Consider the following 24,783-nt stretch of genomic DNA (forward strand, 5'->3'; position numbering starts at 1 on the left):
CTGCTGCAAAGGAATACGAACGTTGGAAACGGGACACTCGCCTTCCTGCCACCTCGGCGGCGTCTTCGCCGGCAGGCTCGATTGTCGAGCCGCAAACATGGGACGAAGACCAAGAAAGATCTTGCGGCGGGGATTACGTCGTTAATAAGTTGCAACGGGGTGCCGCCCGGATCGGTCAAATCCTCATAAAATCAGGGTTCCGGCGCATTTTCCGCCCGTCCGGCGCGATGCTCGGCTTGACCTTGACCGCCGCTCCCCCTATAGGTCCGCGGTTCCTGAAATGGACGCGATTTTAAACCCCCGCGGGGCCGCTCGGCCGCTTCGGGGATGACAGAGGATTTCGCCATGTCCCGGCGCTGTGAACTGACCGCAAAAGCTCCTCAGGTGGGTCACAAGGTGAGCCACTCGAACATCAAGACCAAGCGCCGGTTCCTGCCGAATCTGTGCAACGTCACGCTGATCTCGGACGCGCTTGGCCGCTCGGTGCGGCTGAAGGTCTCGACCAATGCGCTCAAGAGCGTCGATCATCGCGGCGGCCTCGATGCCTTCCTGCTCAAGGCCAAGGCCGACGAATTGTCGCCGCGCGCGCTGGTGCTCAAGCGCCAGATCCAGAAGAAGCTGCAGGCGACCGGCTGACGCCGCGACGCCGACCAATCGCATTTTGAAAAAGCCGGGCCCTGCGCCCGGCTTTTTTGTTGGCGCCATCGTACCTTTTTCGACGCCCCTTATTACGTTACGGCTCGATCAGCCGGAACTGCAGCAGCAGCGTACGCTGGATCGGCGAGAAATTGTCGTCCGACACCAATGTCAGGATAATGTCGCCGGCGGCATTGCGATGGGTCGCTAGCCCTTCGAAATTATCGATCTCGTTGCCGAGATCGGCCTCGAACAGGGCCACGCCGTCGGACACGGCGCCCGGGGCAATGGCGGCAAGAGCGATACGCCGGATGCGGATGCCGACGCCGTTGAGCAACGAGAACTTACGCTCCAGCAGCAACAGGTCGCCGCCGGGCAGCAGTGCGGCATCGCTGATGTCATAGCCGTCGCTGCGGCGAACCGTGAAAGCGCCGGGGGTCGGCCCGCCGATCAGGAATCCCATGATGTTGCCGGAGGCGTCGAGCCCGCGCTCAGAGATCGCGATCAACGTGCCACCGAGCGGCGCGCCGCGCGGCACGAAGACCAGCGTCTCCAGTCCCTTGTTATAGGGCAGCCGGCGCAGTGACGCCGGCACACCGCCAACCGCTTCGCCCTTCGCCTCGATGCCGTCGCGGCCGAAATCGGCAAAGCGCAGGATCTGGTTGACCCGCTCGAGCCCGACATAGGCGATGCTGCCGTCGAAGGTCAGGGATTCGGCATCGAACCAGCCATGGGCCGTGATCGGCCGCCCGTCCGGCCCGCGGATCGGCGCCGTCTCGACGTCGCTGACGCCGACGATCCGGCCCGCCTGATAGACGATGCGGCCGGCGAACCATGTGCCCTTGTCGCTGACCGCGGTGAAGCGCTCGCCTCTGGCATCGAGCTTCAGGCCGGACAGACCGCCGAAGCGGCCGAAAGACGAGGTCAGACTGACGCCGCCGGCATATTCCAGCGCGCCGAAGCGCAGCCGCGACGGATCGCGCTGGGCAAAATGGGGAACCGGCCGGGCGTTGACCGTGATGGCAAGCCGCCGCGCGTCAATCGCGACGCTCTGCGCCTGCGCCCACGGCGCCGTCGAGGCGCAGACGAGCGAGACGCCAAGGGCGACGACAAGCCCGCGCAGAACGCGCCCGCCGAGCGGCCAGACCCCAGCATGATGGACGGTGCGAGTCACGCCCCCCTCGTCGCCCCGCGGCATGGATTGTCCCCGCTCGACGTCGTTCCGCGGCCGCCATGACCGCGGACACGCGTATTGCAGGACCGCCCTCACCGCCGGCCACGCCCCATTCAAGGAATTACGAATGCAGCCGACGCGGTGGCCGCGCCGGCGCGCGGGCCGGTGCGATCTCGGTCTCGCTGAACAGCTCGGCGAGCTTTTCGGTGATGGCGCCGCCGAGTTCCTCGGCATCGACGATGGTGACCGCGCGCCGATAATAGCGCGTGACATCGTGGCCGATCCCGATGGCGATCAGTTCGACCGGCGAGTGCGTCTCGATCTCCTCGATGATGTAGCGCAGGTGGCGTTCGAGATAGTTGCCCGGATTGACTGACAAAGTGGAATCGTCCACCGGCGCGCCGTCCGAGATCATCATCAGGATCTTGCGCTGCTCCGGCCGGGCCAACAGGCGCTTGTGCGCCCAGTCCAGCGCCTCGCCGTCGATATTCTCCTTGAGCAGGCCCTCGCGCATCATCAGGCCGAGATTCTTGCGGGCGCGCCGCCAGGGCGCATCCGCCGCCTTGTAGATGATGTGACGCAGGTCGTTGAGGCGGCCCGGATTGGCCGGCTTGCCCGCGGCGAGCCAGGCCTCGCGGGACTGGCCGCCCTTCCAGGCGCGGGTGGTGAAGCCGAGAATCTCGACCTTGACGCCGCAGCGCTCCAGCGTGCGCGCCAGAATGTCGGCGCAGGTCGCCGCCACGGTGATCGGCCGGCCGCGCATCGAACCGGAATTGTCGAGCAGCAGCGTCACCACCGTGTCGCGGAAGGTCGCCTGCTTCTCGTGCATGAAGGACAGGGGATGGAAGGGATCGGTGACGACGCGCGACAGCCGCGCCGGATCGAGGATGCCCTCCTCCAGGTCGAATTCCCAGGCGCGGTTCTGTTGCGCCATCAGCTTGCGCTGCAGGCGGTTGGCGAGTCGGGCGACGATGCCCTGCAGGTGCGCGAGCTGCTTGTCGAGATAGCTGCGCAGCCGCTCCAGTTCGTCGTGCTCGCAGAGGTCCTCGGCATTGACCACTTCGTCGAAACGCGGCGCGAAGGCATGATATTCCGGCCCGCGCGGCTCGTTGGCGCCGCGGCCCTGCGGTCGCGAGGTCTCGCCCGGCGTCTCGTCGTCGCCCATCTCGCCGTCGTCGAAACTGTCGCTGGCGGACGCCTGGGCACTTTCCATGGCGCTTTCCGACAGCTCCTCGCTCGCGGTCTGGGCCTCGTCGGCGCTCATTTCCTGGGCCGCTTCGGTTTCCGGCGAGCCTTCGGCGCCGGACTGGTCCTTCTCGCCCTCGCGCTCTTCGTCCTGCTGGTCGTCCTCGTCATGGTCGGCATTGCGATCGTCGCCGAGCTCGAGCGCGTGGAGCAGGTCGTGAATGGCGTCGCCGAACCGCGCCTGATCGTCGGCGTACTGATCGAGCCGGTCCAGCCGCGCGCCGATCTTGTCCTCGAGAACCGGCCGCCACAGATCGACCAGCTTGCGCGCGGCCGCGGGCGGCGCCTGCCCGGTCAGGCGCTCGCGCACCAGCATGGCCAGCGCCTCCGACAGCGGCGCATCGGCGCGGTCGGTGATCTCGTCGTATTTGCCGCGATGGAAATGATCGTCGAGCATCGCGGTCAGGTTCTTCGCCACGCCCGCCATGCGGCGGGCGCCGATCGCCTCGACGCGGGCCTGCTCCATCGCGTCGAAGACGCTGCGCGCCTGCGGATTGGCCGGCATCAGCTTGCGATGGACCTTGGGATCGTGACAGGCGAGCCGCAGCGCGATCGAATCGGCATGGCCGCGCACCACCGCGGCGTCGCGCCGGCTCATCTTGCGCGCCGGCTCCGGCAGGCGCGCCTTGCCCGGCGCGAGCCCCGGCCGCTCGGCGGCGAAGCTCACCTCGAGTTCGGGCTGCTTGGCAATGGCGCGCAGGCAGGCCGTCACCGCGCGCTTGAACGGCTCGGTCGGCGCTTCCTTGGCGGCGGGCTTGAACTTGATGTTGGTGGTCATCGCCTTGATATCGCCTTGGCGTCCGCGGGCATTTGCCGGATCGGCAGCAGTAATCGACGCCGCGCTCAGCTGAGCGCGACGTTCACCGCGGATTCGGGCAGCTCGGCATTGAAGCAGCGCTGGTAGAACTCCGCCACCAGCGGCCGCTCCAGCTCGTCGCACTTGTTGAGGAAGGTGACGCGGAAGGCGAAGCCGATATCGCCGAAGATGTCCGCGTTCTCCGCCCAGGTGATCACGGTCCGCGGGCTCATCACCGTGGAGAGATCGCCATTGGCGAAGGCGTTGCGGGTCAGGTCGGCGAGCCGCACCATCTTGTTGACGATGTCGCGGCCCTCGGCGGTGCGGTAGTGGCGCGCCTTGGCGAGCACGATCTCGACTTCCTCGTCATGCGGCAGGTAGTTCAGCGTGGTGACGATCGACCAGCGGTCCATCTGGCCCTGGTTGATCTGCTGGGTGCCGTGATAGAGGCCCGAAGTGTCGCCGAGGCCGATGGTGTTGGCGGTGGCGAACAGGCGGAAGGCCGGATGCGGTTTGATCACCTTGTTCTGGTCGAGCAGCGTCAGCCGGCCGGAGACCTCGAGCACGCGCTGGATCACGAACATCACATCGGGACGGCCGGCGTCGTACTCGTCGAACACCAGGGCGACGTTGTGCTGCAGCGCCCAGGGCAGGATGCCGTCGCGGAATTCGGTGACCTGCTTGCCGTCGCGCACCACGATCGAATCCTTGCCGACGAGATCGATGCGGCTGATGTGGCTGTCGAGATTGACGCGCACGCAGGGCCAGTTCAGGCGGGCCGCGACCTGTTCGATGTGGGTCGACTTTCCGGTGCCGTGATAGCCGGTGACCATGACGCGGCGGTTCCTGGCGAAGCCGGCGAGAATGGCGAGGGTGGTGGCGCGGTCGAAGCGATAATCCGGATCGGTCTCCGGTACGTGGGGATCCGTGGCCGAATAGGCCGGCACTTCGAGATCGCTGTCGATGCCGAAAACCTGGCGGACCGAGACCTTCATATCGGGCAGGTTGGTCATGTCGGGCACGGTTTGGGGGGCGGCGGCGGTCATCAATCCTCCAGGGTTTCGGGCAGTCCCGAAGCCAGGCTTGTCAAACGTCTTGATCGAGCTTGCTGCGTGGGATGCGGCGCAGCGTAGCAGAGCCGAGCGAGCGGCAGAAGCCCGACCTGCGACATAAGTTCCTCTGCGTTTTCATTTAGATAGTCTCGAACCGCAGGATTGGAAGGCAGCCTTGCGAAAGCCTGGGGGCCGATCCACCTCAGCTTGAGGCGCCTCCGGCGCCCTGGCGCCGATACCGGGGCCGGAGCCTTGAGGCGCTGATGAGAACGGCAATCGATTCCCTGCTGGCCCTGGTGGCCGCCCACCCGGTCTGGGCCTATGGCGCCACCTTCCTGGCCGCCCTGCTCGAGGCGGTGCCGGTGCTCGGCTCGTTCGTGCCGGGGTCGACCCTCATTCTCGGCCTCGGCACCATGGTGATCTCGGGCGGGCTCAACCTCGCCACCATGGTCGCCAGTGCCGCCGCCGGCGCCGTGCTCGGGGATGGCGCCGCCTTCCTGACCGGCCATCGCGCCAAAGGCCGGATTCTGCAGACCTGGCCGCTGTCCGACCACCCCGAAGTGGTGGCGCGCAGCAAGGGCTTCTTCATCCGCCACGGCCTGCTGGCGGTGTTCTTCGCCCGTTTCGTCGCCCCGGTGCGCGCGGTGGTGCCGGTGACCGCCGGGGCGCTCGGCATGTCGTTGCCGCGATTTTTCGCCGTCAACATCGCCGCGGTGCTGCTGTGGGCGCCGCTTCATGTAATGCCGGGGGCGGTGGCCGGCGCCGCGCTGCAACGCGTCGACGAAGCGGCGCCGCGCCATCCCTGGCTGATCGCGGCGCTGGTCATCGTCGCTGGCCTGCTCGCCGTCTCGCTGTGGCAGCACCTGCGCCATCACACCATGATCAGGAAGAGCGGAACGGGTTAGGCACATCAACCCGCCGAGCGCGAGACCCGCGCCGACGCCGGTGCCGGCCCGACATAGCGGGCGCGCGGCCGGATCAGGCCGCCGCCGCGCAGCTGCTCGGCGGCATGGGCGATCCAACCGATGGTGCGGGCCATGGCGAACAGCGGCAGTTCGCTGCCCGGCGGCAGCTTCAACGTTCTCGTCAGCACCGCCAGGGCGTAATCGATATTGGCGAATTCACCCGTCGCCTCGAGCACCTTGGCCGGCACTTCCACGGTGAAGCGCGGCGGCGCGCCGGCGCGGGCCAAGGCCTGAAGCAGGGCGTAGGCGCGCGGATCGCCGCGCCGGTAGACGCCGTGACCGAAGCCGGCGAAGCGCTCGCCCAGCGCCACCCGCTCGCGAATCAGCGCCGCGACGTCGCCCTCGGCGAGGTTGCGGACCCACTGCGCGGCGAGCACGCCGGCGCCGCCGTGCCGCGGCCCCTTGAGCGCGGCGAGCCCGGCGATGGTGGCATCATAGAGGTTGAGGCCGGTCGAGGCGGCGCAGCGCACGGTGAAGGTCGAGGCGTTGAGTTCGTGGTCGGCCAGCAGCACCAGGGCGCGGCGGATCAGGTCGGGCGCATCGGGCTGGCCGGGGGCCCAGCGATTGGCGATCTGCAGATGGAGCGGCGCCGCGGACGGCACGACATCGAGCATGGTCGCGACCACGAGACGGGCGATGCGGCCGCCGACCAGGGCTCGGCCGTCGGCGGCGCGGGTGAAGGCCTGCGGGTCGGCGCCGGCGGCAAGCGCCAGCACGGCGATGGTCCGGTCGATCGGCGGCGCCTCGCGCGTCGCTGCGGCGACCGCCGCCATGGCTTCGGAGACCGCCGGGCAATTGTCGGCGGCGAAGGGATCGACCTCGGTCGCGTCCCAGAGCAGCGTCGCGGCGTGCTCCAGGGTGTCGGCCTCGGCCAGCGCGATGCAGTTCACACCGCGATAGACCGGTCCGTCCTCGGTGATGGTGGACACCGCAGTGTCGAGCACCGGCAGGTCGGCATCGAAACTACGCAGCCCGCGCGGCTCCGGCGGCGGAGTGCGCCGCTCCTTCAGCGCCCGGACGTCCTCGGCGCGATAGCGCCGGCTGCGGGGATCGGCGCCGGGTTCGGAACGGATCAGGCCGCGGCTGACATAGGCGTAGAGCGTCGCCGGCGAGATCGCGAGCTCGGCCGAAGCCTCACGGGCCGACAGATAGAGCGAAGCGGATTTTTTCATATTGATTTACGTAATCAAGATTGATCAATCTGTCGAGCCGCCCCAACCTGACCGGACCATAGGAGGTCCTGTCTCATGAATATCCTGCTCAGCCGCAGCCCCACCGGCCTCGACGGCGTGCCCGCGGCCGAAACCGTGCTCAGCCATGTCGACGGCGAGCGCGGCGAATTGATCATCGCCGGCGAACGCGTCGACGACCTCGCCCGCGGTTGCAGTTTCGAAGGGGTCACCGCTCGGCTGTGGAGCGGCGGCAGCGGCCAGGCGATCGGCGAGGCCGAGGTCCGCGCCGCCCTCGGCGCCGGCCGGCAGCGCGCCTTCGCCCGCCTGCCGCAGCTCCTTGCCGCCACCCCGTCGCTGCCGATCGTCGACGGCCTGCGCGCCGCCATCGCCGCCCTCCATGCGGAGGGCGGCCTTGCCGACGAGGCGACCATCGTCGGCGCCCTGCCGGTGATTACCGGCGCGCTGGTCCGGCGCAGCCAGGGGACATCGCCGGTGCCGCCCGACGCCACGCTCGGTCACGCCGCCGACACGCTGGCGATGATTCACGGACGGCGGCCGGACGACCGCGAGGCCGCGGCGCTCGACGCCTATCTCGTCACGGTCAGCGACCACGGCATGAATGCGTCGACCTTCGCCACCCGCGTCGTCGCCTCGACGAAGGCCGACCTGTTCGCGGCGGTAACCGCCGGCTACTGCGCGCTGACCGGGCCGCTCCACGGCGGCGCGCCCGAACCGGTGCTGGAAATGCTCGACGCCATCGGCGACGCCTCCCGCATCAGGCCCTGGATCGACGCGGCGCTCAGCCGCGGCGAGCGGCTGATGGGCTTCGGCCACCGCATCTATCGCGTGCGCGATCCGCGCGCCGACGTCCTCAAGGGCGCGATCAGCCGCCTCGCCGCGGGCACCGACCTGCCTTTCGCCGGCGAGGTCGAAGCCTACGCCCGCGATGCACTACGCCGCGCCAAGCCGAACCGGCCACTCGACACCAATGTGGAATTCTTCACCGCCATCCTGCTCGACGCGCTGAAAATTCCGCGCCAGGCCTTCACCCCGGTGTTCGCGGTGGCGCGCGCCGCCGGCTGGACCGCCCATGCCCGCGAACAGCAGCGCACCGGCCGCCTGCTGCGGCCGAGCTCGGCCTATGTCGGACCGATGCCGAAGGTCGGGTCAGACAAACCGCCAGTGCGCACCGCTCAGCTGCGCGGCAGCGTCTTGAGGTAGTTATAGGCCTTGATGATCTCGATCAGGCGGTCTTCGGTGGAGCGATCGCCGCCATTGGCGTCGGGATGATGCTGCTTGACCAGCATCTTGTATTTGCTCTTGATTTCTTCCGCGGTCGCGGAGGGGCCGAGCCCCATCACCTGCAGCGCCTTGCGCTCGGCATTGAAGATCTTGCGGCCTTCGGATTTGGCCTCGGTCTCCAGACCCGGCCGCCAGCGGCCACGGCCGTTGAGCTCGCTGAATACGCTGAAGGGATCGATCGCACCGTCCCACTGCTCGGCATCGACCTTGGCGCCGGAGCCGGAATTGGCCCCCATCTTCCAGGTCGGACGATGACCGGTCAGGGCATCCTTCTGATAACGCGCCACCGCATCGTCGCTCATGCCCGAGAAGTAATTATACGAGGCATTGTACTCGCGGACGTGATCGATGCAGAACGTGAAGTATTCGCGCTCCTTGCCGCGGCCCTTGGGCGCGCGATGGGTTCCCTGCTTGTCGCAGTTCGGCCAGGCGCAGACCGCCAGGTTTTCACGCACCTTCGGCGCCTGCTTGGGCGCGTTGCGCGGCTTGATGCGTATGCGGTCGAAGAATTTTGAATCCGAATCCATGGCCGACTATGATCCCGCAACGCGGAAGTCTTCAAGACTTGACACGCACGTTAATGTCGAGCGCCATCATACCGAGGGACCATGGCGGCCGCGCAACGTGCAGCGTTGACGCTTACGTCCTCACCCCAACAGGCGGCGATCATGACAATGAAAGACGACATCACAAAAAAATTGACCGAAGCTTTCGCGCCGGCCCGCCTCGATGTGATTGACGAGTCCCATCTGCATGCCGGCCACTCCGGCCATCGGCCGGGCGGCGGGACGCATTACCGCGTTTATATCGTGTCTCCTGCCTTCGTCGGCAAGAGCCGGGTGGAGCGCCATCGCATGGTCAATGCGCAGCTCGCGGACGCCTTTGCCGGCAGCGTCCACGCCATGGCGCTGACCGCACTTGCCCCCGGGGAACAGGGCTGAGCGCGTCCGGCGCAGCCTCGTGCGCTGGAATCGGGACACTGAAAGATCAGAACGCCGTTCCGGCACGGCGGCGGGGCGCCGCCGGCGACATTTCGATCTCGCCGGGCAGCGGGACGATGCGCAACATGGTGATGCGGTTGCGCTCCCGCCGCAGCACGCGAAACCGGAAGCCGTGGAACGTGAAGCTCTGGCCGCGTTCGGGGATGGAACGCGCCTCGTGGATGACGAGCCCGGCGACCGTGGTCGCCTCCTCATCCGGCAGATTCCAGTCCATGGCGCGGTTGAGATCGCGGATCGGCACCGAACCGTCCACCACCACCGACCCGTCGGGCTGGCTCCGCACGCCGGCGACCGTGACATCGTGCTCGTCGGAAATGTCGCCGACGATCTCCTCCAGGATATCCTCCAGCGTCACCAGCCCCTCGACCTCGCCGTATTCATCGACGACGAGGGCGAAGTGGGTCTTGCGCCGCCGGAACGCCTTGAGCTGCTCCGACAGCGGCCGCATCTCCGGCACGAACCAGGGCGGCGAGAGGATCGACTTGACGTCGACCTTGCTCATGTCGCCGTCGGCGGCGCGGATGGCGCGCAGCAGGTCCTTGGCATGCAGCACGCCGACGATGTTCTCCGGCTTGTCGCGCCACAGCGGAATGCGGGTGTATTCGGTCGCCAGCACCTCGTGCACGATGTCCTCGGAGGGCAGATCGGCATTGATCAGCACCATCTCGGTGCGGTGAACCATGACGTCGGAGACGTGGAGTTCACGCAGGTCCAGCAGGCCGCCCAACATGTCGCGGTCGAGCTTCTCGACGCCGCCTTCGTGATGGATCAGGTCGACCGCGCCGCGCAGCCGCTCGGTCGGCGATAGCAGCGGCTGGTTGACCCCGACCGGAATGCCGATCAGCTTCATCAATACCCGCACGATGGCTTCGATCACGGCGAGCACCGGGCCGAGCACCATCACCATGAATTTCATCGGCCGGGCCACCAGCAGCGCGACCCGGTCCGGGGCGTTGATGGCGATGGTCTTGGGCAGCACCTCGGCGAAGATCACCACCAGCACCGTCATGGCCGCGGTGGCGTAGAGCACGCCGACTTCGCCGAACAAGGCGGTCAGCAGCCCTGTCGCCAGCGCCGACGCGCCAATGTTGGCGATGTTGTTGCCGAGCAGCAGCGCGCCGATCATGCGCTCGCGCGCCGCGAGCAGCCTCGTGACGATGCCGGCGTCGCGGCTGCCCTGCTTCTGCAACCGCATCATGCTGGAACGCGAGGAGCCGGTCAGCGCGGTCTCGCTCGCCGAAAAGAACGCGGAGATGACGAGACAGGCGATGACGATGGCAAAGGAGATCGAATACATCTCGACTAGCGTCCCCAACTGCATCGGCGCTCAGCCCGCCAGCTTGCGGGCGAGAAAGTCCCGGACCACGGCCGGCTCGATGTCCGAGCGGATCGCGGCGCGGCCGATCGCTTCGAGCACGATGAAAGTCAGGCGACCGCGCTTGACCTTCTTGTCCTGCGCCATCAGCTCCATCAGCCGGTCGGCGTCGGCGAGGCCCTCCTGACGGAAGCCGGCGATGTCCTGGAGATGGGTCGGCAGACCGACCGTGGCAAGATGGCGGGCGATGCGCTCGACCTCGCCGGTGCCGATCAGGTTGAGTTCGGCCGAGAGTTCGGCGGCGAGCACCATGCCAACGGCGACGCCTTCGCCGTGATAGAGGCGATCGGAAAAGCCAGTGGCGGCTTCCAGGGCGTGGCCGAACGTGTGGCCGAGATTGAGCAGCGCCCGCTCGCCGGTCTCGCGCTCGTCGCGGGCGACGATAGCCGCCTTGGCGCGACAGCTCGTCGCCACCGCATGCTCCCGCGCGCCGCCGCCGGCGAAGATCTCGGGCGCGTTGGCCTCGAGCCAGCCGAAGAAGCCAGCATCGCCGAGCAGTCCGTATTTTGCCACCTCGGCATAACCGGCCCTGAACTGCCGCGGCGACAGGGTGTCGAGCACGGCGGTATCGGCGATCACCAGCACCGGCTGGTGGAAGGCGCCGACGAGATTCTTGCCCTGGGGCGAGTTGATCCCGGTCTTGCCGCCAACCGATGAATCGACCTGGGCCAGCAATGAAGTCGGCACCTGGACGAAGTCGACGCCCCGGCGCAGCACCGATGCGGCAAAGCCGGCGAGGTCGCCGACGACGCCGCCGCCGAGCGCAACCACGAGATCGTTGCGCTCGATCCTCGCGGCGATCAACCCTTCGCAGACCGTTGCCAGTCCCTGATAGCTCTTGGAGCCTTCGCCCTCGCCGACGACGATTCGCGAGGTGGCAATGCCGGCCGTGCCGAGCGAGGCTTCCGCCGCGGCGAGCCAATGACCTGCCACGGTCCGGTCGGTGACGATGGCGGCGCGGGCGCCGGGCCGCAGCGCCGCGATGCGCGCGCCGAGCGACGACAGCACGTCGCGGCCGATGACGATGTCGTAGCTGCGCGCGCCGAGCGACACGGCGACGGTGACGGGACGGGAATTGGTCAGGGGCGCGGTCATCGCTGCTCGCTTGTCGGGTGTTTCGGTTCGGTCGTGACGGCGGCACCGGCCCCCGGCTCGCGGCACAGATGGGCGTGGAGCCCTTCGATGCATTCGGCGACGATCTTCTCGTGGGGTTCGTCGCGCGAGATGACGGTGATGTCGGCCTCGGCATAGACCGGGTAGCGAACCTCGATCAGCCGCTTGACGGTGGCCGCCGGGTCCTCAGTCTGCAACAGCGGCCGATCGACGCGGCGCCGGACACGGCGCAGGATCACCTCGGCGTCGGCGCGCAGCCAGATCGAAACGGCCTTGGCGTGGATGCGTCCGCGGGTGTCCTCGCGCATGAAGGCGCCACCGCCGGTCGCCAGCACACCGGGCGGGCCATCCAGCAGGCGCGCGATGACCCGCGCCTCGCCGTCGCGGAAATAGGGCTCGCCATGCTCGGCGAAGATCTCCGGGATGGACATGCCGGCATGGGCGATCTCGATCTCCTGGTCGGCATCGGTGAAGGGCAGCCGCAGCCGCGCCGCCAACCGCCGGCCGATGGTCGACTTGCCGACCCCCATCATGCCGACCAGTACCACCGAACGCGCGCCGAGAGCCGCCACAATGGCGGCTTCGGAACCGGCAAGCGCAGTCTGGTGGGCGGCGGCGTCGAGCATCGTCAGGTTGACCTTGGGCGGACTTGGCCAAGTTTCCTTGAGCCAGGTTTCTTGAGCCAAGTTTCTTGGTCCAGATTTTGTGTGTTTCCTATACGCCACCGGCCCCGGGCTCCCAAGCCCCGGCCGGGACCGGAACGAGGGTTCGGTTACCGCCGTGGCGGACTGCTTGCCATGACCCGGCATCCGGGGCGCTTTCAAGCGAAAAAGCGCCGCACTTCGGAAAGCGGGCACCAGCCTTGCCATTCGGCGGCGAACATGGTGGTAGAGGGACGAGCTCATTCCGGCCGCCTTCGCCGAGGCCCCTCCATGCCCAGTTTGTTCCGCTTCCTCGCCGCTGTGGCGATCATTGGCGGGATCGTCTATGGCGGCATCTACGCCCTGGCCAATTTCGTCACGCCGGTGCCGCGGGAGATCACCGTCTCGGTGCCGCCGGACAAGTTCATCAAGCGCTGATCGCGGCGGAGGCCGGATGGCAGGCCCAGCACGACAATCCCGCACCAGCCAGTCCGATGCCGGCCTGGCGCAGCTCTTTCTCGACATGCTGGCGGCCGAGCGCGGCGCCGGCGACAACACGCTGAGCGCCTATCGCAACGATCTCGACGACCTCGCCGCCTTCCTCGCCGCGCGCAAGTCGAGCTTCGCCTCGGCCGATACCGACGCCCTGCGCGCCTATCTCGCCGACCTCGATGCCCGCGGCTTCAAGTCCACCACGGCGGCGCGCCGGCTGTCGGCGATGCGCCATCTGTTCCGCTTCCTGCTGACCGAACAGCTCCGCCGCGACGACCCGGCGGCGATCCTGGCCGGCCCCAGGCGCGGCCGGGCGCTGCCCAAGGTCCTGACCATTGCCGATGTCGACCGCCTGCTCACCGCGGCCAAAGCCGCGACAGAGGTGGCGGGGCTGAATGCTGCGCAGCGCCTGCGCGCCCTGCGGCTCTATTGCCTGCTGGAAGTGCTTTACGCCACCGGGCTGCGCGTCTCCGAACTGGTGGCGCTGCCGGTCACCGCGGCGCGGCGGGATGCGCGCATGATCATGGTCCGCGGCAAGGGTGACAAGGAGCGCCTCGTCCCCCTCAATGACGCCGCCCGCGCCGCCATGGCCGCCTATCTCGCAGCCCACGACGCCACGCACGGCAAGGACGGCCGCAGCCGATGGCTGTTTCCGTCCTTCGGCGACAGCGGCCATCTGACCCGGCAGCATTTCGCCCGCGAGCTCAAGGAATTGGCCGCCGCCGCCGGCCTGTCGCCGCGGCTCGTCAGCCCGCATGTGCTGCGCCATGCCTTCGCCAGCCATCTGCTGCACAATGGTGCCGACCTGCGCATCGTCCAGACCCTGCTCGGCCACGCCGATATATCCACCACGCAGATCTACACCCACGTGGTCGAGGAGCGGCTCAAGAGCCTCGTTCGCGACCTGCACCCCCTCGCCGATGGCTGAGCGCAAGCGCCGCTTTCTTGTGTGGACGGCTTCCACTTTGGCGAAAAATGCTCTAGCGCATGCGTGGAATTGCCCCGCCGATCAGGCAATTTTCACTAATGCATTGATCGTGCACGTTTAATTCTCGCCTGCCAGCCTTTTCGCGTTGCCGCGGAAGGGTTCCCATATGTCAACCATGCCGGATCCGATGCGCAGCTATCTCGATTTCGAAAAGCCGATCGCCGAACTCGATTCCAAGATCGATGAATTGCGCGCGCTTGCCGCATCGGGCAGCGACATCGGTGACGAAGTCGCCCGGCTCGAGGACAAGTCCCGCCAGTCGCTCGACGAGCTCTATGCGACGCTCACCCCCTGGCAGAAGACGCTGGTCGCCCGTCATCCACAGCGGCCGCACTGCCTCGACTACGTCAACGCCCTGATCACCGAATTCACCCCGCTGGCGGGCGACCGCAAGTTCGCCGAGGACCAGGCGCTGGTCGGCGGCTTCGGCCGCTTCCGCGGTGAGAGCGTCTGCGTCATCGGCCAGGAGAAGGGCGCCACCACCGAGAGCCGGCTCAAGCACAATTTCGGCATGGCCCGACCCGAGGGATATCGCAAGGCGGTGCGGCTGATGGAAATGGCCGACCGTTTCGGCATTCCGGTGATCTCGCTGGTGGATACGGCCGGCGCCTATCCCGGCATCGGCGCGGAAGAGCGCGGCCAGGCCGAGGCGATCGCCCGCTCGACCGATGCCTGCCTCCAGCTCACTGTGCCCAATGTGGCACTGGTGATCGGCGAAGGCGGCTCCGGCGGCGCCATCGCCATCGCCACCGCCAACCGGGTCCTGATGCTGGAGCACGCCATCTACAGCGTGATCTCGCCCGAGGCGGCCTCCTCGATCCTGTGGCGCGACGGCACCAAGGCGCAGGAAGCGGCGACCAACATGAAGATCACCGCGCAGGATCTGCTGCGCTTCGGCGTCATCGACGGCATCCTCAAGGAGCCGAGCGGCGGCGCTCACCGCGATCCCGACGCCATGATCACCACGGCCGGCAATGCCATCGCGCTGGCGCTCGACGAGCTGCGACCGCTCGACGGCAAGGTGCTGCGCGACCAGCGCCGGCAGAAATTCCTCGCCATCGGCCGCAGGCTGGGCTGACAAGGGCCCCGCCGCGACGGGGAATTGCGGCATTTTCGGGGCAGCCCCCGCCATCGACCGTCGTTCCGGTCTTTACCGTTGATTCACCACGGAACCGGCGGCCGGGGCGCCGACCGGGAAACGAGTTGCGGCAGGCAAACCTTAAGGATAAAAATTTAGCCATCGGCGTCGTCGACGTCGATGGTCCGGTTTGGGGGTCAGGGTTCGACTTGGTCGTGCCTTTTCGCCGACACAGTCTGCGCTGACGCTGTTTGCCGTCGACAGCTGGGGCCGCGGGATTGCGGCCCGTAAGCTGCCCGGCGCGACAGGGCCGGTCCCGGGGTGCGGAGCTTCAGAGTGAAATCACGCCTGCCCGTTCGTGCGCTTGTCGCATCGGCCGCCGCCGCGGCTTCGCTTGCGCTTGCCGGCTGCGATGGCGACAGCCTCTCGACCAGCGCCAAGGCCAACAAGCCGATACCGGAAAAGCTCGTCGCCGAGATGGACGCGAAGAACATGGACAAGGCATCGCCGATGCTTGTCCGGCTGTTCAAGCAGGAGGCCGAGCTCGAGGTCTGGAAGCAGGATCGCAACGGCCGTTTCGCGCTGCTCAAGACCTATCCGATCTGCCGCTGGTCGGGCGATCTCGGCCCGAAAGTCCGCGAAGGCGACCGTCAGGCGCCGGAGGGCTTCTACACCATCACGCCGGCGCAGATGAATCCGCAGTCGGCCTACTATCTCTCGTTCAACATGGGCTATCCCAACGCCTTCGACCGCTCGCTCGGCCGCACCGGCTCGCAGCTGATGGTCCATGGCGACTGCTCCTCGCGCGGCTGCTACGCCATGACCGACGAGCAGATTTCGGAGATCTACTCGCTCGGCCGCGAGGCCTTTTTCGGCGGCCAGCGCGCCTTCCAGGTGCAGGCCTATCCGTTCCGGATGACGCCGCAGAACTTCGCCAAGCACCGCGACAACCCGAACATGCCTTTCTGGAAGATGATCAAGGAAGGCAGCGACCACTTCGAGATGACGCGGCAGGAGCCCAAGGTCGACGTCTGCGACCGCCATTACGTATTCGACGCCCAGCCGCCGGCGGGCTCGACCAAGCCGCTCAGCTTCAATCCGACCGGCGCCTGTCCCGCCTACCAGATCCCCGAAGAGATCGCCGACGCAGTGCGCGAGAAGCAGCGTGAGGACGAGATCAAGACCGCCGAGCTGATCGGCCGCGGCACACCGCAGGCAAGGCGCAACACCGGCATCGACGGCGGCATGAATGCGGTCTTCGCCGCCAAGATTCCGAACGGCCAGACCGGCCTGTCCGATCCGACCACCCCGAACTTCTCGGTGGCCTCGTATTCGCCTGCGCCAGGGACCATTCCGCCGACGGTCAATCCGCCGCAAGCGCCCGAACCGCGGGCCGACGCCGGCTCGCCGGCCAACGGCGACAACCCGGCGCTGGCCACCACCAGCCACGTCGCGACCGTCGCACCGGCGGAGGCCAACGCCCCGGCCGCTTCAACGGGCGGCTTCTTCGGCAACCTCGCCAAGAAGGTCGGGCTGAGGCGGACCGAGACGACGGCCAGCACCACCGCCAGCACCTCGGCACCGACCCCGGCCCCCAAGCCTCTTGCCGCCAGGCTGGCGACAGCCGTGGCCGCGATCAAGCCGGGCGCGAAATCGGCGGACCACAAGAGCGCCGGAAGCAAGAGCCGCGACAGCCAAACCGCCGAGGCCAAGCCGTTGGAGAGCAAGGCGTTGGACAACAAGGCTTCGGATAACAAGGCTTCGGATAACAAGGCCTCGGACGCCAAGCCGATGGCCCAGGCGGTCGCCCGCACCAAGCCGACGACGATCGAGCAGGCGATCGCCGGCGCCCAGCCCGTGGTCCCGACCAATTCCTTCGACGGCCGCTGGACGAGCTTCCGCTAGTGCGGTGGATTTGACGCTCGTTTCAGCATCGCAGCGAGCTCTTCATACGAGCGTCAGATCCACCACACTAGCGTGGCTTATGTCTCGCAATTGCCTATGAGAGGCTTGCCGCAAAGGGCATAGGCAATTGCGAGACGCCACACCTAGTGTCCCGTCTCCGAATTACCGCTTCGTTTGCCTCACCCTCGCACGGTCATTCGGAGACATCGGGACACTAGCAAAATCAAAAAGCTAGTGTGGCTTATTGTCTCGCAATTGCCTACAGGGGCTTGCCGCAAAGGGCATAGGCAATTGCGAGACGCCACACTAGTGTCCCCTCGTTGCCAACGTTCGTAGAAGCGCCTGCTTCGTCATGCCCGGCCCGTGCCGGGCATGACGCGTGAACTTCGGTCCCGCCTCAGACGTAGCGGCCGTGGCAGTGCTTGTACTTCTTGCCGGAGCCGCAGGGGCAATCCTCGTTGCGGCCGACCTTGCCCCAGGTCGAGGGGTCATTGGGGTCACGCGCCGCCGCATTGGCGGACAGGGCCGGCGCCAGCGAGACATTGGCCAGCGCCATGGTGTCCTCGCCGGTGAGCGGATCGATGTGGTGAGCCTCCATCTGCGGCAGCTGCGGCGCCGGCTCTTCCGGCGGCACGATCTCCACCCGCATGAGCTGCGCCGTCACCGCCTCGCGCAGATGGGCGATCAGCGCCTCGAACAGACTGAAGGCTTCCGACTTGTATTCCTGCAGCGGATCGCGCTGGCCATAGCCGCGCAGCCCGATGACCTGGCGCAGATGGTCGAGCATGACGAGGTGCTCGCGCCAGAGATGGTCGAGGGTCTGCAGCAGCAGCGACTTCTCGACGTAGCGCATCACCTCCGGACCCCACTGCGCCACCTTGGCGGCCATGTGCTCGTCGGCCCGCTTCTCGATCCGAGCCAGCAGCTCCTCGCCGGCGATGCCCTCTTCCTTGGCCCAGTCGTGGACCGGCAAGTCGAGGCCGAGGACGCGCTGCATTTCCTCGTTGAGGCCGGCGACGTCCCACTGCTCCGCATAGGCGTGCTCAGGCACATGCTTGGCGACCAGATCCTCGACCAGGATGTGGCGCATGTCGGCGACGGTCTCGGCGACATTCTCGTCGCGCATCAGCTCGATGCGCTGGTCGAAGATCGCCTTGCGCTGGTCGTTCTGGACGTTGTCGAACTTGAGCAGGTTCTTGCGGATATCGAAGTTTCGCGCTTCGACCTTCTGCTGCGCCTTCTCCAGGGCCTTGTTGATCCAGGGATGGATGATCGCCTCGCCTTCCTTGAGGCCGAGGCGGGTGAGCATGCTGTCGAGCCGGTCGGAGCCGAAGATCCGCATCAGGTCGTCTTCCAGCGACAGGAAGAACTTGGAGCGGCCGGGGTCGCCCTGACGGCCGGACCGGCCGCGGAGCTGGTTGTCAATGCGGCGGGATTCGTGGCGCTCGGAGCCGATGATGTAAAGGCCGCCCGGCTTCGTCACCGTCCTGGCGGGCTTGCTGCCCTTGGCCGGCTCGATCTCGACGATCTCCTCCGCCTTGAGCACGAGCTCGCGGAACCTCTCGATGTCGGCCTTGATCTCGGCGATGCGCGCCTGCTTCTCGGCCTCGTCGGTCATGGCGGCGGTTTCCGCCGCCGCCCGCATCTCCAGCGAACCGCCGAGTTTGATGTCGGTGCCGCGGCCGGCCATGTTGGTGGCGATGGTGATGGCGCCCGGCACGCCGGCCTCGGCGACGATATAGGCTTCCTGCTCATGGAAGCGCGCGTTCAGCACAGCGAACAGCTTGGCCGGCTTGCCGGCGCGCGCCGCGGCATAGAGCTTCTCCAGCGCCTTGGGATTGGTGAAGTCGATCTGCTTGTAGCCGTTGTTCTTGAGATACTCCGCGAGCAGTTCGGACTTCTCGATCGAGGCCGTGCCGACCAGCACCGGCTGCAGGCGGGAATTGGCGCGCTCGATCTCGGCGAGAATGGCGGCGTGCTTCTCCTGGGCGGTACGGTAGACCTCGTCGTCCTCGTCGAGACGCTTGACCGGCACGTTGGTCGGGATCTCGCGGACCTCGAGCTTGTAGATGTCGAAAAACTCGTCGGCCTCGGTGGCCGCGGTGCCGGTCATGCCGGCGAGCTTTTCATACATCCGGAAATAGTTCTGGAAGGTGATCGAGGCCAGCGTCTGGTTCTCGGGCTGGACCTGGACGTGCTCCTTGGCTTCCAGCGCCTGGTGCAGGCCCTCCGAATAGCGCCGCCCCGGCATCATGCGACCGGTGAATTCGTCGATGATCACCACCTCGCCGTCACGGACGATGTAGTCCTTGTCGCGGGTGAACAGCGTGTGGGCGCGCAGGCCCTGGTTGATGTGGTGGACGACGGAGACGTTCTCGACGTCGTAGAGCGATTCGCCCTTGAGCTGGCCGGCATCGCGCAGCAGCGTCTCGATCTTCTCCATGCCCGCTTCGGTGAGGGTCACCGAGCGCTGCTTCTCGTCGACCTCGTAATCCGTGGCCTTGTCGAGGCGCGGAATGAAGGTATCGATGGTGTTGTAGAAGTCGGAGCGGTCGTCGAGCGGCCCGGAGATGATCAGCGGCGTCCGCGCCTCGTCGATCAGGATCGAGTCGACTTCGTCGACGATGGCGAAAAAGTGCCCGCGCTGGACCATGTCCTCCAGGCGGTACTTCATGTTGTCGCGGAGATAATCGAAGCCGTATTCGTTGTTGGTGCCGTAGGTGATGTCGCAGGCATAGGCCTGCTTGCGCTGCTCGTCGTCGAGACCGTGAACGATGATGCCGGTGGTCAGCCCGAGGAAGCCGTAGATCTCGCCCATCCATTCGGCGTCGCGGCGGGCGAGGTAGTCGTTGACCGTGACCACATGCACGCCCCGGCTGGCCAGCGCGTTGAGATAGACCGCCAGCGTCGCCACCAGCGTCTTGCCTTCACCGGTGCGCATCTCGGCGATATCGCCCTCGTGCAGCACCATGCCGCCGATGAGCTGGACGTCGAAATGGCGCTGGCCGAGGGTCCGCTTGGAGGCCTCGCGCACGGTGGCGAAGGCGGGCACCAGGAGGTCGTCGAGGGTCTTGCCGTCGGCAAGCTGCTTGCGGAACTCGTCGGTGCGGGCGCGCAGCGCCTCGTCGGACAATTTGGCGAGTTCAGGCTCCAGCGCGTTGATCGCTGCAACGCGGGGATAGTAGGCCTTGATCCGCCGGTCGTTGGCCGAGCCGAAAAACTTGCGGGCGAGGGCGCCGATCATCACGTGTCCTGTCTTGTGCAGCCGGCTGTTTCAGCCGGCTGCAGGGAGCCGGCCAAGGACGGCCGTCTTCGAGGCGGAAGGCCTCACATCATGTTGTCGCGGAGCGCGGCCGAAGCCGGAAAACCCTTGGCCGGGCAATCCCTTGCGCAGACTGGCGCAGCGGCACGGGAGTGGCAGTCGGGAGGCTTTACCGGCGCTGGCGCGGCCGAACGCACCATGATCGTCAGACCCTGGCGGGGCAGAGATATGGGTGGGTCAAAGTCTTGTCAACGGCGCAGCCCTTCGCCAAGCATTTCATGAATTTCATGATTTTGACGGGTTTTTGCGTTGCCAATCGATCGCGCTTGGGCGAGTGTCCGCGGCCTTTTCGTCAGCCGGTGGCCAGAGTGAAAACGTCGTCCCGACGCACCCTTGCCGCCAGTGCGGCGGATTGACGTAGGTACCAGCGTTGCGGCTCGTCCGTCACACGTGCGTCACAGCCGGATCTGCACTGGAATAGTAACGTTGGAAACGGGACATTTGAACGTAGTGCGGGCCTATCTTGGAAGTGCCGGACCGCCGCGACCGACCAGACGCCGATCGATTCAACAACGAACCTCCTCGATCTCGACCACAGAAGGATTGTCCATGACCTTTGCCTCCCCCCGCCCGCTCGGCGCGCTGCGCCTTGGCCTCCTCGCCGCCGTGGCGACCGGCCTGTCGCTCGCATTCCTTCCCGGCCTGCCCGCCCGCGCCCAGGACAGCAATGCGGTGGTCGCCAAGGTCAACGGGGCCGAGATCCGCGAGAGCGATATCGCCGTGGCCGAAGAGGAATTGGGCCCGAGCCTCGCCCAGATGGATCCGGCGACCCGGCGCGAGAACGTCGTCAACTTCCTGATCGACCTCAAGCTCGCGGCCAAGGCGGCCGAGGACAAGAAGGTCCAGGACCGCGACGACTTCAAGAAGCGCCTCGCCTTCGCCCATGACCGGCTGCTGATGGACAGCCTGCTGGCGGTGGAAGGCAAGGCCGCCACCACCGACGAGGCCATGCACAAGGTCTATGACGACGCCGCCAAGCAGATCTCCTCCGAGCAGGAAGTCCATGCCCGCCACATCCTGGTGGAGACCGAGGACGAGGCCAAGCAGGTCATCGACGAACTGAAGAAGGGCGCCGATTTCGCCGAACTCGCCAAGAAGAAGTCCAAGGATCCGGGCGCCTCCGACGGCGGCGACCTCGGCTTCTTCACCAAGGACCAGATGGTGCCGGAATTCTCCACTGCCGCCTTCGCCCTCGAGCCGGGCAAGATCTCCGACCCGGTGAAGTCGCAGTTCGGCTGGCACGTCATCAAGGTCGAGGAGAAGCGCAACCGCAAGCCTCCGGCATTCGACCAGGTCAAGGCGCAGATCGAGACCTATGTCACCCGCAAGGCCCAGGCCGACTACGTCAGCAAGCTGCACCAGAGCGCCAAGATCGAGCGCCTCGACAAGGCTGCGGACGCCGCCAAGAGCGAGACCAAGAGCGAGACCAAGCCCGACGCCAAGTCGGACGCCAAGTCCGACGCGATGGCTCCGGCGAAGAGCGAGCCGGCCAAGAAATAAGCGCCGCGCACGGTGCTGAACAGCAAACAGCAACCGGGGCCGCGCTGCGGCTCCGGTTTTTTTGTGGTTTCGGCGACCACGATGACGCCTGCGGCGAAAACCACGTAACCGGCGGCCGGAAAAGGTATCCAGTTTCCGGATCATGTTCTAAATAGCGCCGTTCCTCGATTTTCGGATTCGCCCATGGCCGCCTCGATCTCGCCGCTCGCTCCCGCAACCACGCCGCAGATGCCAGAACTCAAGGGCGTCCGCCTCGCCACCGCGGCCGCCGGCATCCGCTACAAGGGACGCACCGACGTGCTGATGGTGCTGCTCGATCCGGGCACCACCGTCGCCGGCGTCTTCACCACCTCGAAATGCGCTTCGGCGCCGGTGGAGTGGTGCCGGGCCAAGCTCAAGGGCAAGACGGCGCGGGCGCTGGTGGTGAACTCCGGCAACGCCAACGCCTTCACCGGAAAGACCGGACGCGCCGCCACGACGCTGACCGCCGGCATCGCCGCCCGGGCCGCCAGTTGCAAGCCGGCCGACGTCTTCCTCGCCTCCACCGGCGTGATCGGCGAACCGCTCGACGCCACCAAATTCGACGGCGTGCTGCAGCAGCTCGCCGAGCGTGCCACCGCCGGCGGCTGGCTCGACGCCGCGCGCGCCATCATGACCACCGATACGTTTCCCAAGGTCGCAACCGCGAAGGTCAGGCTCGGCAAGGCGACGGTCACCATCAACGGCATGGCCAAGGGCGCCGGCATGATCGCCCCCGACATGGCGACCATGCTGTCCTTCGTCTTCACCGACGCGCCGATCGCGGCGCCGGTGCTGCAGTCCCTGCTCAAGAGCGGCGTTCACGACACCTTCAACGCCGTCACCATCGATGGCGACACCTCGACCTCCGACACGCTGCTGGCCTTCGCCACCGGCGCCGCGGCCGCGGACGGCGCCCCCAGGATCAACCGTGCCAGCGATCCGCGGCTGAAAGCCTTCGCCAAGGCCTTCCACGCCGTGCTGGCCGATCTCGCCGAACAGGTGGCTCGCGACGGCGAAGGCGCCCGCAAGCTGGTCGAAATTCTGGTGGAAGGTGCCACATCGGACAAGTCGGCGCGACGGATCGCGTTGACGATCGCCAATTCGCCGCTGGTCAAGACCGCCATTGGCGGCGAGGACGCCAATTGGGGCCGCGTCGTCATGGCGGTGGGCAAGGCCGGCGAGCCGGCGGACCGCGACAAACTGTCGATCGCCTTCAACAGCATCCGCGTCGCCCACAAGGGCGCGCGCGACCCGGATTACGACGAGGCGACGGTGTCGGCGGCGATGAAGAAGCCGGAAATCCAGATCCGCGTCAGCCTTGGTCTCGGCAAGGGTCGCGACCGGGTGCTGACCTGCGATCTCACCAAGGAGTATGTCGCCATCAACGGCGACTATCGGTCGTGAGGCTCATCCTCGTCGTCGCCTGCGCGCTGATCGATGCCGACAACCGCGTCCTGCTGGCGCAGCGCCCGGAGGGCAAGGCGCTGGCCGGCCTGTGGGAATTTCCCGGCGGCAAGCTCGATCCCGGCGAGCGGCCGGAGGCTGCGCTGATCCGCGAGCTCGACGAGGAACTCGGCATCACCGTGCGCGAGGCCTGCCTCGCGCCGCTGACCTTTGCGAGCCACGCTTACGAGGACTTCCACCTCCTGATGCCGCTCTACATCTGCCGGCGCTGGGAAGGCACCGTCACTGCGCGCGAAGGCCAGCAGCTCGCCTGGGTGCGGCCCAACAAGCTGCGCGACTACCCGATGCCGCCAGCCGACCTGCCGCTGATTCCGCATCTGACGGATCTGCTGCTGTAGTCTCGCGTCCGCTTCGCGCTCCGCCACGGTTCACAGCAATCAGGGCGTCAGGCCCCGCCGATCTCACCTCCGCCGCTTCAGCGCCTCGGCGAGGCTGACGTTCGCCGAGCCCGGCTTGAGCGGCTGTTGCTGGCTTTCATGGGGCGCCCAGCCGGACAGCCAGACCACCTCGAAAGTGGCGCGGACGCGGCCGTCAGCGTCGGCGAAGCGCTCGCCATAGATCTCGACCGCGCGCAGCAGGGTCTGCCGGCGCAGCGGCGTGCGGCGCCGCTCGGTGAGCGGATTGGTCGCGCCCATGCGCCGCAGGTCCTGCATCAGCGCCAGCGCGCTGTCGTAGCGCACGGTCAGGCGGTCGACGTCGGTGACCGGCAGGGCGAAGCCGGCCCGCTGCAGCAGGGCGCCGAGCTCGCGCAGGTCGGCGAACGGCGCGACACGCGGCGACAGGCCGCCCTCGACCTCGGCCTCCGCCGCGGCGAAGGCCTCGCGCAGTTCGGTCAACGTCTCGCCGCCGAGCAGCGCGGCGAGAAACAGCCCGTCCGGCCGCAAGGCGCGGCGCAGCTGCGCCAGCACGCCGGGAAGATCGTTGACGAGATGCAGGGCCAGCGCCGAGACGGCGAGATCGATCGATTCCGGGGCGAGATCGAGCCGCTCGTCGTCGGCGACGAGCAGCGGGATTTCGCGCGCCGGCATGCGCCCGGCCAGCAGAGTGGCCAGCTTGAACTCCGGCGTGCCGACATCCGCCGCCGCGGTGAATTCGCGCAGCACCGCGCCAAGCCGTTCGTTCAGGTCCTCGACCACGCGATCGAGCAGGAAGGTGGCCGGCCCGAGCCGCGCGGCGCGCGCCCGGCGCGTGGCGATCAGCGCGCGGTCGAACAGGATGGGCGCGGTCTTGCGAGACCCGGTCATCGGCGACGTCCAGTCATGGCGCGACGCTTTAGCAGCTTTGCGCGGCGTTGGGGCACCTCAAATCAGGCTGGAATGCCTGAGCGGCGGGTTCCGCAGCGCTGGCGTCCCGTTTCCAACGTTCGTATTCCTTTGCAGCAGGCGCTTCTACGAACGTTGGAAACAAGGGGACACCAGCATCAATATGATTCTAGTGCGGTTTTGGATCTGACGCTCGTATGAAGAACTCACTGCAATGCTGAAACGAGCGTCAGATCCACCGCGCTAGTGCGGCGTCTCGCAATTGCCTATGTTCTTTGC

General features: G+C 67.1%; 21 protein-coding genes. 11 read left to right on the forward strand and 10 right to left on the reverse strand.

Annotated elements, in window-relative coordinates:
* The first annotated feature begins 345 nt into the window (after positions 1 to 345).
* Positions 346 to 636 (forward strand): 50S ribosomal protein L28, encoded by a 291-nt coding sequence (rpmB, locus tag DB459_RS06855; RefSeq protein WP_253712154.1) that lies wholly within the window; start codon positions 346 to 348, stop codon positions 634 to 636.
* A 97-nt stretch (positions 637 to 733) separates the two neighbouring features.
* Here the strand turns inward: rpmB and DB459_RS06860 are convergent, their stop codons facing one another.
* The 3 genes from DB459_RS06860 to cobS all read right to left on the reverse strand — a co-directional run bounded on the left by DB459_RS06860 (position 734) and on the right by cobS (position 4,897).
* Entirely contained in the window at positions 734 to 1,810 is a 1,077-nt protein-coding gene (locus DB459_RS06860; protein ID WP_371926884.1) for an esterase-like activity of phytase family protein, read from the reverse strand.
* A gap of 121 nt (positions 1,811 to 1,931) precedes the next feature.
* A complete protein-coding gene (gene cobT, locus DB459_RS06865) occupies positions 1,932 to 3,833 on the reverse strand; it encodes a cobaltochelatase subunit CobT (RefSeq protein WP_253712155.1) in 1,902 nt (633 codons plus the stop codon).
* A gap of 65 nt (positions 3,834 to 3,898) precedes the next feature.
* The gene (gene cobS / locus DB459_RS06870) at positions 3,899 to 4,897 is read right to left on the reverse strand and encodes a cobaltochelatase subunit CobS (protein WP_253712156.1); all 999 of its coding nucleotides are present in this window, start codon (positions 4,895 to 4,897) and stop codon (positions 3,899 to 3,901) included.
* A 269-nt stretch (positions 4,898 to 5,166) separates the two neighbouring features.
* On the opposite strand from cobS, the gene DB459_RS06875 reads away from it, so the two are divergent.
* Positions 5,167 to 5,808, forward strand: coding sequence for a DedA family protein (locus DB459_RS06875; RefSeq protein WP_253712157.1), 642 nt, complete (start codon positions 5,167 to 5,169; stop codon positions 5,806 to 5,808).
* A gap of 5 nt (positions 5,809 to 5,813) precedes the next feature.
* Here the strand turns inward: DB459_RS06875 and DB459_RS06880 are convergent, their stop codons facing one another.
* A complete protein-coding gene (locus tag DB459_RS06880; RefSeq protein ID WP_253712158.1) occupies positions 5,814 to 7,040 on the reverse strand; it encodes a citrate synthase family protein in 1,227 nt (408 codons plus the stop codon).
* Positions 7,041 to 7,115: 75 nt separating this feature from the next.
* Here DB459_RS06880 and DB459_RS06885 point away from each other — a divergent pair, with 75 nt between their 5' ends.
* Positions 7,116 to 8,261: a citrate synthase/methylcitrate synthase gene (locus DB459_RS06885; protein WP_253712159.1), complete on the forward strand. Its 1,146-nt coding sequence runs from the start codon at positions 7,116 to 7,118 to the stop codon at positions 8,259 to 8,261.
* Here DB459_RS06885 and DB459_RS06890 read toward each other — a convergent pair.
* Positions 8,234 to 8,869 carry a J domain-containing protein gene (locus DB459_RS06890; protein ID WP_253712160.1) on the reverse strand — a complete coding sequence of 212 codons (636 nt, stop codon included), beginning with the start codon at positions 8,867 to 8,869 and terminating at the stop codon, positions 8,234 to 8,236. The genes DB459_RS06885 and DB459_RS06890 overlap by 28 nt on opposite strands.
* A gap of 141 nt (positions 8,870 to 9,010) precedes the next feature.
* Between DB459_RS06890 and DB459_RS06895 the strand changes: the two genes are divergently transcribed.
* Entirely contained in the window at positions 9,011 to 9,283 is a 273-nt protein-coding gene (locus DB459_RS06895) for a BolA family transcriptional regulator (protein WP_253713447.1), read from the forward strand.
* Between the two features lie 46 nt (positions 9,284 to 9,329).
* Here DB459_RS06895 and DB459_RS06900 read toward each other — a convergent pair whose 3' ends face one another.
* Genes DB459_RS06900 through DB459_RS06910 form a run of 3 tightly spaced genes read right to left on the reverse strand, consistent with a single transcriptional unit; the run spans position 9,330 to position 12,457 of the window.
* The gene (locus DB459_RS06900; protein ID WP_253712161.1) at positions 9,330 to 10,640 is read right to left on the reverse strand and encodes an HlyC/CorC family transporter; all 1,311 of its coding nucleotides are present in this window, start codon (positions 10,638 to 10,640) and stop codon (positions 9,330 to 9,332) included.
* Positions 10,641 to 10,670: 30 nt separating this feature from the next.
* The gene (gene aroB / locus DB459_RS06905; RefSeq protein WP_253712162.1) at positions 10,671 to 11,813 is read right to left on the reverse strand and encodes a 3-dehydroquinate synthase; all 1,143 of its coding nucleotides are present in this window, start codon (positions 11,811 to 11,813) and stop codon (positions 10,671 to 10,673) included.
* Positions 11,810 to 12,457, reverse strand: coding sequence for a shikimate kinase (locus DB459_RS06910; RefSeq protein WP_253713448.1), 648 nt, complete (start codon positions 12,455 to 12,457; stop codon positions 11,810 to 11,812). Before DB459_RS06910 ends, aroB begins: the two co-directional genes overlap by 4 nt.
* 306 nt (positions 12,458 to 12,763) lie before the next feature.
* On the opposite strand from DB459_RS06910, the gene DB459_RS06915 reads away from it, so the two are divergent.
* From DB459_RS06915 to DB459_RS06930, 4 genes are all read left to right on the forward strand, one after another.
* A complete protein-coding gene (locus DB459_RS06915; RefSeq protein WP_253712163.1) occupies positions 12,764 to 12,910 on the forward strand; it encodes a histidine kinase in 147 nt (48 codons plus the stop codon).
* 16 nt (positions 12,911 to 12,926) lie between these two features.
* Entirely contained in the window at positions 12,927 to 13,892 is a 966-nt protein-coding gene (gene xerD / locus DB459_RS06920; RefSeq protein WP_253712164.1) for a site-specific tyrosine recombinase XerD, read from the forward strand.
* Between the two features lie 175 nt (positions 13,893 to 14,067).
* Positions 14,068 to 15,030 carry an acetyl-CoA carboxylase carboxyltransferase subunit alpha gene (locus tag DB459_RS06925; RefSeq protein WP_253713449.1) on the forward strand — a complete coding sequence of 321 codons (963 nt, stop codon included), beginning with the start codon at positions 14,068 to 14,070 and terminating at the stop codon, positions 15,028 to 15,030.
* 336 nt (positions 15,031 to 15,366) lie between these two features.
* A complete protein-coding gene (locus tag DB459_RS06930; RefSeq protein ID WP_253712165.1) occupies positions 15,367 to 16,935 on the forward strand; it encodes a murein L,D-transpeptidase family protein in 1,569 nt (522 codons plus the stop codon).
* Positions 16,936 to 17,332: 397 nt separating this feature from the next.
* On the opposite strand, the gene secA is transcribed toward DB459_RS06930, so the two are convergent.
* Entirely contained in the window at positions 17,333 to 20,179 is a 2,847-nt protein-coding gene (gene secA / locus DB459_RS06935) for a preprotein translocase subunit SecA (protein ID WP_253712166.1), read from the reverse strand.
* Positions 20,180 to 20,806: 627 nt separating this feature from the next.
* Here secA and DB459_RS06940 point away from each other — a divergent pair.
* The 3 genes from DB459_RS06940 to DB459_RS06950 all read left to right on the forward strand — a co-directional run bounded on the left by DB459_RS06940 (position 20,807) and on the right by DB459_RS06950 (position 23,580).
* Positions 20,807 to 21,757 carry a peptidylprolyl isomerase gene (locus tag DB459_RS06940; protein ID WP_253712167.1) on the forward strand — a complete coding sequence of 317 codons (951 nt, stop codon included), beginning with the start codon at positions 20,807 to 20,809 and terminating at the stop codon, positions 21,755 to 21,757.
* A gap of 183 nt (positions 21,758 to 21,940) precedes the next feature.
* Positions 21,941 to 23,182, forward strand: a complete 1,242-nt coding sequence (gene argJ / locus DB459_RS06945; RefSeq protein WP_253712168.1) for a bifunctional glutamate N-acetyltransferase/amino-acid acetyltransferase ArgJ — start codon at positions 21,941 to 21,943, stop codon at positions 23,180 to 23,182.
* Positions 23,179 to 23,580, forward strand: a complete 402-nt coding sequence (locus DB459_RS06950) for a (deoxy)nucleoside triphosphate pyrophosphohydrolase (RefSeq protein WP_253712169.1) — start codon at positions 23,179 to 23,181, stop codon at positions 23,578 to 23,580. Before argJ ends, DB459_RS06950 begins: the two co-directional genes overlap by 4 nt.
* 63 nt (positions 23,581 to 23,643) lie before the next feature.
* Here DB459_RS06950 and DB459_RS06955 read toward each other — a convergent pair whose 3' ends face one another.
* Positions 23,644 to 24,486: a methyltransferase domain-containing protein gene (locus DB459_RS06955; protein WP_253712170.1), complete on the reverse strand. Its 843-nt coding sequence runs from the start codon at positions 24,484 to 24,486 to the stop codon at positions 23,644 to 23,646.
* Positions 24,487 to 24,783 lie beyond the last annotated feature (297 nt).

This window comes from Bradyrhizobium sp. WD16, from assembly GCF_024181725.1.
Lineage (GTDB): Bacteria > Pseudomonadota > Alphaproteobacteria > Rhizobiales > Xanthobacteraceae > Bradyrhizobium_A.

Coding starts and splice junctions, on each gene's coding strand:
- rpmB (WP_253712154.1), top strand. CDS start 346: ATGTCCCGGCGCTGTGAACTGACCGCAAAAGCTCCTCAGGTGGGTCAC.
- cobT (WP_253712155.1), bottom strand. CDS start 3,833: ATGACCACCAACATCAAGTTCAAGCCCGCCGCCAAGGAAGCGCCGACC.
- cobS (WP_253712156.1), bottom strand. CDS start 4,897: ATGACCGCCGCCGCCCCCCAAACCGTGCCCGACATGACCAACCTGCCC.
- DB459_RS06875 (WP_253712157.1), top strand. CDS start 5,167: ATGAGAACGGCAATCGATTCCCTGCTGGCCCTGGTGGCCGCCCACCCG.
- DB459_RS06880 (WP_253712158.1), bottom strand. CDS start 7,040: ATGAAAAAATCCGCTTCGCTCTATCTGTCGGCCCGTGAGGCTTCGGCC.
- DB459_RS06885 (WP_253712159.1), top strand. CDS start 7,116: ATGAATATCCTGCTCAGCCGCAGCCCCACCGGCCTCGACGGCGTGCCC.
- DB459_RS06890 (WP_253712160.1), bottom strand. CDS start 8,869: ATGGATTCGGATTCAAAATTCTTCGACCGCATACGCATCAAGCCGCGC.
- DB459_RS06895 (WP_253713447.1), top strand. CDS start 9,011: ATGACAATGAAAGACGACATCACAAAAAAATTGACCGAAGCTTTCGCG.
- DB459_RS06900 (WP_253712161.1), bottom strand. CDS start 10,640: ATGTATTCGATCTCCTTTGCCATCGTCATCGCCTGTCTCGTCATCTCC.
- aroB (WP_253712162.1), bottom strand. CDS start 11,813: ATGACCGCGCCCCTGACCAATTCCCGTCCCGTCACCGTCGCCGTGTCG.
- DB459_RS06910 (WP_253713448.1), bottom strand. CDS start 12,457: ATGCTCGACGCCGCCGCCCACCAGACTGCGCTTGCCGGTTCCGAAGCC.
- DB459_RS06915 (WP_253712163.1), top strand. CDS start 12,764: ATGCCCAGTTTGTTCCGCTTCCTCGCCGCTGTGGCGATCATTGGCGGG.
- xerD (WP_253712164.1), top strand. CDS start 12,927: ATGGCAGGCCCAGCACGACAATCCCGCACCAGCCAGTCCGATGCCGGC.
- DB459_RS06925 (WP_253713449.1), top strand. CDS start 14,068: ATGCCGGATCCGATGCGCAGCTATCTCGATTTCGAAAAGCCGATCGCC.
- secA (WP_253712166.1), bottom strand. CDS start 20,179: ATGATCGGCGCCCTCGCCCGCAAGTTTTTCGGCTCGGCCAACGACCGG.
- DB459_RS06940 (WP_253712167.1), top strand. CDS start 20,807: ATGACCTTTGCCTCCCCCCGCCCGCTCGGCGCGCTGCGCCTTGGCCTC.
- argJ (WP_253712168.1), top strand. CDS start 21,941: ATGGCCGCCTCGATCTCGCCGCTCGCTCCCGCAACCACGCCGCAGATG.
- DB459_RS06955 (WP_253712170.1), bottom strand. CDS start 24,486: ATGACCGGGTCTCGCAAGACCGCGCCCATCCTGTTCGACCGCGCGCTG.